Genomic DNA, 1,554 nt, shown 5'->3' with positions numbered 1-1,554 from the left:
AAGATTTCATACTAACATCAAACCTTAAGTAAAAAGCAAACAACATATTTTTTATTGTTTGCTTTTTACTTAAGTTTTTTTTGTTTACTTTGATTTTTTTCAAAAGATTGTGTTAGATTAAGGTAACAAGAAAGGATGAATTCCAATGGGATTATCAGGTAGCTTCATTCGCTGACTCCTCTTTATTTCTATTAACCTATAAAAAGCAGAATATTCAATCTACTTGATTGAGTTAATAAAACTTAGAGGTGTCAAATAATGAAAACAATTCAAAAAGAAAACTATCAATTAACATATCTACAACAGGGAAAACTTGATCTACCAACCATTATGGTTATAGGTAGTCCGATTTACTATCCTAAGCTTTTTAGTGATCCTGTTTATAGCGATTTAAATTTATTATTCGTATCACATATTGGTTTTACTAACGTTGATCCAAGCAAAAGTAAACATAGTTTAGATGATGTTGTCAGTGATTTAGAGATCATTCGACTTGATGCTCACATTAATGAGATGTATGTACTAGGTCACTCAGGTCATGGTTTTATGGCGATGGCCTACGCTGAAAAATATCCAGAACACATTCTAGGTGTGATACTATCTAATTTAGCACCTACCAATAAAAAAGAACGCCAAGAAGGCAGTATAGCTTACTTTGAAGCAACTGCTTCTGATGAACGTAAAGCTTGTTTTTACAAAGAAATTGCTAAACTAGCAAACGACATCGAACAAGCTCCAGAGAAGCGTTTTTCCGCAATGAATATTCGTATGCAAGCTCATAGCTTTTATGACTTTGCTTATGATGGTGCTTATCTATGGGATGACTTACCAAATAATATGGTAGCTCTCGACCATTTATGGGGTGAAGCATTCGCAAACTATGATACTGAGTCATTCATTGCCAAGTGGCAAAAACCGCTGATTTTATTACTGAGTGATTATGATTATCTTGTTGCGCCAACTTCGCTTTGGAATACAATCATCTCCAAGTACAAAATACCACTGGTTAAGTTTTCAAAAAGCGGTCACAATCCAATGCTGGAAGAACCGATAAACTATCATCAAACCCTAATCGATTTTATTAAATAAGGTATTAAAAGGAGCGAATGACTATTTTCATTCGCTCCTTTTGTCTTAATTATGTAACTTAATAACCGTATCTGATTTCCCCTAAGCTGGCAATCTGATGAAGTAATGCTTCATTTTCTTCCGACAAATGAATCTCATGCTTTATCAAAAAATTAGCATTCGCAACAATAAAACGACTAATGATATATGGAATTGACTGTCTGCCATCTTTGAACTCCAAATAATAATCGTATAATAACTGTTTATACGCATTCTCTTTTTGACGAAAATAATCCGAAAATCACAAAAAATTGAGAAAAAATTTTCATGATTTCTTTCTTATTTTGGAAGAAGAACACTTATATCACAACCTCTTCTCACTATTCATTCCTTTAATTAGACGGAATTGAAAATTTACTTCTCCAATTGTTTCACAAGTTAGTTCAAAAAAAAATGATATTGAGCCTAATTGAGCTAATTTCATAA

General features: G+C 32.4%; 1 protein-coding gene and 1 pseudogene. One reads left to right on the top strand and one right to left on the bottom strand.

All coding sequences use genetic code 11. From position 1 onward, the window contains the following. The first annotated feature begins 258 nt into the window (after positions 1-258). Positions 259-1,089: an alpha/beta fold hydrolase gene (locus tag ESZ54_RS12450; protein WP_136137976.1), complete on the top strand. Its 831-nt coding sequence runs from the start codon at positions 259-261 to the stop codon at positions 1,087-1,089. Positions 1,090-1,147: 58 nt separating this feature from the next. Here the strand turns inward: ESZ54_RS12450 and ESZ54_RS12870 are convergent. Then, a pseudogene (locus tag ESZ54_RS12870) lies at positions 1,148-1,336 on the bottom strand (bacteriocin immunity protein); the annotation flags it as partial. Positions 1,337-1,554: the final 218 nt, after the last annotated feature.

It is taken from the genome of Vagococcus silagei (genome assembly GCF_004795745.1).
Classification (GTDB): Bacteria; Bacillota; Bacilli; order Lactobacillales; family Vagococcaceae; genus Vagococcus; species Vagococcus silagei.
This window is presented reverse-complemented; position numbering and strand designations above follow the sequence as displayed.